Genomic DNA, 4872 nt, shown 5'->3' with positions numbered 1-4872 from the left:
GGCCGGCCGGAATCCGCTGCGAAACCGGCAGGCGGCGCTCGCCGCGCGTCAGGTCGGCGACGCGCACCGCGTAGCCGTCCATCGCGCTGATCGCCATCGGCGGCACGTCGAGCGGCGACACCACGTCGGCGGCCAGCACGCGGCCGAGCGCGTCGAGCGTCGGCACGGTTTCGGAGCCGGCCAGCGGCACCGCCGCGCCGAGCAGCGCGGCGAGCGCGTCGGCGGTCGACAGCATGGGTGGACGGGGGGCCTGGGGAGCGGGAGTCGACATCTGCGTGGTCGTGGGGAGAGCGGAAGCCACATTGTAACGAGCGAGCCGGGCGACGGTGCGATATGACGCGCATGTCGAGGCGCGCATGCCGGCGCCGTCGAGACGCCCGGCAGCGCGGCCGGTGGCCCAAAAACGACGAAGCCGCGCCGGGCAAGCCCGGTCGCGGCCTCGTGACGTGCCACGGCTGCGCGCGGGCGAGACACCAGGCGCGCGGCGCGAGCCGCGAGGCCGAGCGTCCCGCCGCCGGCTCGCCCGGCGCCTCAGCCGCCGGTATGCGCGGCGATGAAGTCCTTCACCTGCTGCACATCGGCCTTCACCACCTCGAAGCGCTGCGGCAGCGCCTCGATGCCGTCGAACGCGGCGGGACGCTCGGCCTCGCGGCCCAGCGCCTCGCGGATCGTCTCGCCGAACTTGATCGGCTGGGCGGTCTCCAGCACCACCATCGGCACGCCCGGCTGCAGGTGCTCGCGCGCCACCTTCACGCCGTCGGCCGTATGCGTGTCGATCATGGTCGCGTAGCGCGCGTGGACGTCGCGGATCGTCGCCAGGCGATCCTCGTGCGTGCTGCGGCCCGAGACGAAGCCGAACTCGGCCACGCGCGCGAAATCGCCGCTCGCGGCGAGATCGAAGCCGCCCTTGTGCTCGACGTCGTGGAACAGTTGCAGCACGCGCGCCGGATCGCGGCCCAGCAGGTCGAACACGAAGCGCTCGAAGTTGGAGGCCTTCGAGATGTCCATGCTGGGGCTGCTGGTGTGATAGGTCTGCTCGGCGCCGCGCACGCGGTAGCTGCCGGTGCGGAAGAACTCGTCGAGCACGTCGTTCTCGTTGGTGGCCACCACCAGCTTCTCGATCGGCAGGCCCATCATGCGCGCGATATGGCCGGCGCAGACGTTGCCGAAGTTGCCCGAGGGCACCGTGAACGAGACCCGCTCGTCGTTGCTGCGGGTCGCGGCGAAGTAGCCCTTGAAGTAGTAGACGACCTGCGCGACCACCCGTGCCCAGTTGATCGAGTTGACCGTGCCGATCTTGTAGCGCGCCTTGTAGGCGTGGTCGTTCGAGACCGCCTTGACGATGTCCTGGGCGTCGTCGAACACGCCTTCCACGGCCAGGTTGAAGATGTTCGGATCCTGCAGGCTGTACATCTGCGCCGACTGGAACGCGCTCATCTTCCGGTGCGGCGAGAGCATGAACACGCGCACGCCGGCCTTGCCGCGCATCGCGTATTCGGCGGCGCTGCCGGTGTCGCCCGAGGTCGCGCCGAGGATGTTGAGGGTCTCGCCGTGCTTGGCCAGCGTGTACTCGAACAGGTTGCCGAGCAGCTGCATGGCCATGTCCTTGAACGCCAGGGTCGGGCCGTTCGACAGCTCCAGCAGCGCCAGCGTGGTGCCGCCCTCGCTGCCGAGCGTCTTGATCGGCGTGATGTCGGTGGCGTTCTCGCCATGGCGCGTGTTGGCGTAGACCTCGGCGCAATAGGTGCGGCGCGTGAGTTCGCGCAGGTCCTCGGCCGGGATGTCGTCGCTGAACTTGGAGAGCACCTCGAAGGCCAGCTCCGCGTAAGGCAGCTCGCGCCAGCGCGCCAGTTCCCCGGCGCTCACGCGCGGGTATTCGGCCGGCAGGTAGAGCCCGCCGTCCTTGGCCAGGCCGCCCAGCAGGATGTCCGAAAACGTATGGCGCTCGCCGATGCCGGCGCCGCGCGTCGAAATGTAATTCATGTCGTCCTCAGTTGAGCGCTTCCATGCGCAGCTTCGTGACCTTGGAACGGATCGTCGGCAACGCCTCGATGCTCGCGATCGCCGCGTTCACGTTGCGCTCCACCGTCACGTGCGTGATCAGGATGATGTCGGTTTCGTCGCTGCCGCCGTCGACCTGGTCCGATTCCTTCTGCAGCAGCGCGTCGATCGAGATGCCCGATTCGGCCAGGATGCGCGTGATGTCGGCCAGCACGCCGGTTTCGTCGGCCACCCGCAGGCGCAGGTAGTAGCCGCTGGTGACCGCCTCGATCGGCAGGATCGGCGTGTTCGACAGGCTTTCCGGCTGGAACGCGAGATGCGGCACGCGATGTTCCGGGTCGGCCGTGTGCAGGCGCGTGACGTCGACCAGGTCGGCCACCACGGCCGAGGCGGTCGGCTCGGCGCCGGCGCCCTTGCCGTAGTAGAGCGTGGTGCCGACCGCGTCGCCGTGCACCACCACCGCGTTCATCGCGCCCTCGACATTGGCCAGCAGGCGTTTCTCCGGGATCAGGGTGGGATGCACGCGCAGCTCGATGCCCGCCTCGGTGCGGCGCGCGATGCCCAGCAGCTTGATGCGATAGCCGAGCTCCTCGGCATAGCGAATGTCGGTGGCGGCCAGCTTGCTGATGCCCTCGACGTAGGCGCGCTCGAACTGCACCGGCACGCCGAACGCGATCGCGCTCATGATGGTGGCCTTGTGCGCGGCGTCCACGCCCTCGATGTCGAAGGTCGGGTCGGCCTCGGCGTAGCCGAGCTCCTGGGCGGCCTTCAGCGCGGTGGCGAAGTCCAGGCCGCGGTCGCGCATCTCCGACAGGATGTAGTTGGTGGTGCCGTTGATGATGCCGGCGATGTACTGGATGCGGTTGGCGGTCAGGCCCTCGCGCAGCGCCTTGATGATCGGGATGCCGCCGGCCACGGCGGCCTCGAACGCGACCATCACGCCCTTCTCGCGCGCGGCCGCGAAGATCTCGCTGCCGTGCACGGCGAGCAGGGCCTTGTTGGCGGTCACCACGTGCTTGCCGTTGGCGATCGCGCGCAGCACCAGCTCGCGGGCGATGCCGGTGCCGCCGATCATCTCGGCGACGATCGAGATCGAGGGATCGTCGACCACCGCCTGGAAATCGGTGCTCAGATCGACGCTCGCGCCGCCCAGCGCGGCCTGCGCCTTGGCCGGGTTGCGCAGCGCGATGCGCGTGATCTCGATGCCCCGGCCGGCGCGCCGCTTGATTTCTTCCTGATTGCGGCGCAGCACCTCGAAGGTGCCGCTGCCGACGGTGCCGAAGCCCAACAGGGCGACTTTGATCGGTTCCATGCTGCGTGTGGTTGCGTTTTGAAGTTGAAAGACGGAAGCGGCCGCTCAGGCCGCGTGACGTTTGCGATAGCCGTCGAGGAATCGCGCGATGCGATTGATCGAGTCGGTCAGATCGTCAATGTTCGGCAGGAACACCACGCGGAAGTGATCCGGGGTGGGCCAGTTGAAGCCGGTGCCCTGCACCAGCAGCACGCGCTCCTTGAGCAGCAGGTCGAGAATGAATTCCTGGTCGTTCCGGATCGGGTAGAGCTTCGGGTCCAGGCGCGGGAACATGTAGAGCGCCGCGTCGGGCTTCACGCAGCTCACGCCCGGGATCGAGGTCAGCATGTCGTAGGCGAGCTCGCGCTGGCGGTACAGGCGCCCGCTCGGCACCAGCAGCTCGTTGATGCTCTGGTAGCCGCCCAGCGCGGTCTGGATCGCGAACTGGCCCGGCACGTTGGCGCACAGCCGCATCGACGAGAGGATCCCGAGCCCTTCCAGGTAGTCCTTGGCGCGCGCGCGGTTCTCGCCGTTCAGGCCGGCCACGGACATCCAGCCGGCGCGGTAGCCGCAGGAGCGGTAGCTCTTGGACAGGCTGTTGAAGGTGACCGTGATCACGTCCTCGGTGAGCGAGGCCAGCGCCGTGTGGGTCTTGCCGTCGTAGAGGATCTTGTCGTAGACCTCGTCGGCGAAGATCAGCAGGCCGTGCTCGCGCGCGATCGCGATCAGCTCGCGCAGCAGGTCGTCGGAATACAGCGCGCCGGTGGGGTTGTTCGGGTTGATCACCACCAGCGCCTTGGTGTTCGGCGTGATCTTGCGGCGGATGTCGTCGGTATCGGGCATCCAGCCGTTCTGCTCGTCGCACATGTAGTGCACCGGCGTGCCGCCCGACAGGCTCACGGCGGCGGTCCAGAGCGGGTAGTCCGGCGCCGGCAGCAGCACCTCGTCGCCGTTGTTGAGCAGCGCCTGGGTGGCCATCACGATCAGCTCCGAGGCGCCGTTGCCGATGTAGATGTCGTCCAGGCCGACGCCCTTCACGCCCTTTTCCTGGGTGTAGTGCATCACGGCCTTGCGCGCCGAGAACACCCCCTTCGAATCCGAATAACCCGACGAAGCCGGCAGGTTGCGGATCATGTCCTGGATGATCTCGTCGGGCGCCTCGAAGCCGAAGGGCGCCAGGTTGCCGATGTTCAGCTTGATGATCTTGTGCCCTTCCTCCTCGAGGCGCTTGGCGTGCTCGAGCACCGGGCCGCGAATGTCGTAGCAGACGTTGAGCAGCTTGTTGGATTTCTGAATCGGTTTCACGGCGGGCACGTTCCTGGGCAAGGCCTGCGGGGCAAGAAAAGGGGGACGAAACTGGAAAGCGGCGGGTGGATGCGCGCTGTCTAGGAAAGCGGTCGGGGAGCGCGGCCGGACGCGGCTTGTGGCGACGCGCGACGCAAATGCCGCCCGGGGGCGACTTAAAAGTTATAATTTAGCGGATTTTCACCCGCTTTCGCAATGCACCATTCCGGCTCGCCGGCCCAGGCGGCGCCCACCGGCACCGCGCACGGCCGGCGGCGCGCCCGCCCGAGCCCCTG

Annotated in this window: 3 protein-coding genes and 1 pseudogene; all 4 read right to left on the bottom strand. The window is 68.1% G+C overall.

Annotated features, from left to right (window positions below):
* Window positions 1-271: pseudogene (locus F3J18_RS35530) on the bottom strand (molybdopterin molybdenumtransferase MoeA); the annotation flags it as partial.
* Window positions 272-531: 260 nt separating this feature from the next.
* Window positions 532-1983, bottom strand: coding sequence for a threonine synthase (gene thrC / locus F3J18_RS35525; RefSeq protein WP_166916775.1), 1452 nt, complete (start codon window positions 1981-1983; stop codon window positions 532-534).
* Window positions 1984-1990: 7 nt separating this feature from the next.
* Window positions 1991-3313, bottom strand: a complete 1323-nt coding sequence (locus F3J18_RS35520; RefSeq protein WP_025097634.1) for a homoserine dehydrogenase — start codon at window positions 3311-3313, stop codon at window positions 1991-1993.
* 45 nt (window positions 3314-3358) lie between these two features.
* Window positions 3359-4597, bottom strand: coding sequence for a pyridoxal phosphate-dependent aminotransferase (locus tag F3J18_RS35515; RefSeq protein ID WP_013698280.1), 1239 nt, complete (start codon window positions 4595-4597; stop codon window positions 3359-3361).
* Window positions 4598-4872 lie beyond the last annotated feature (275 nt).

The organism is Burkholderia sp. Ax-1720 (genome assembly GCF_011753035.1).
GTDB lineage: Bacteria > Pseudomonadota > Gammaproteobacteria > Burkholderiales > Burkholderiaceae > Burkholderia > Burkholderia gladioli.
The sequence above is the reverse complement of the archived record's forward strand: the minus strand, read 5'-3'. Positions and strand labels throughout refer to the sequence as shown.

What these genes read in the sequence shown, in the direction of transcription:
- thrC (WP_166916775.1), bottom strand. Translation starts at nt 1,983, where the DNA reads ATGAATTACATTTCGACGCGCGGCGCCGGCATCGGCGAGCGCCATACG.
- F3J18_RS35520 (WP_025097634.1), bottom strand. Translation starts at nt 3,313, where the DNA reads ATGGAACCGATCAAAGTCGCCCTGTTGGGCTTCGGCACCGTCGGCAGC.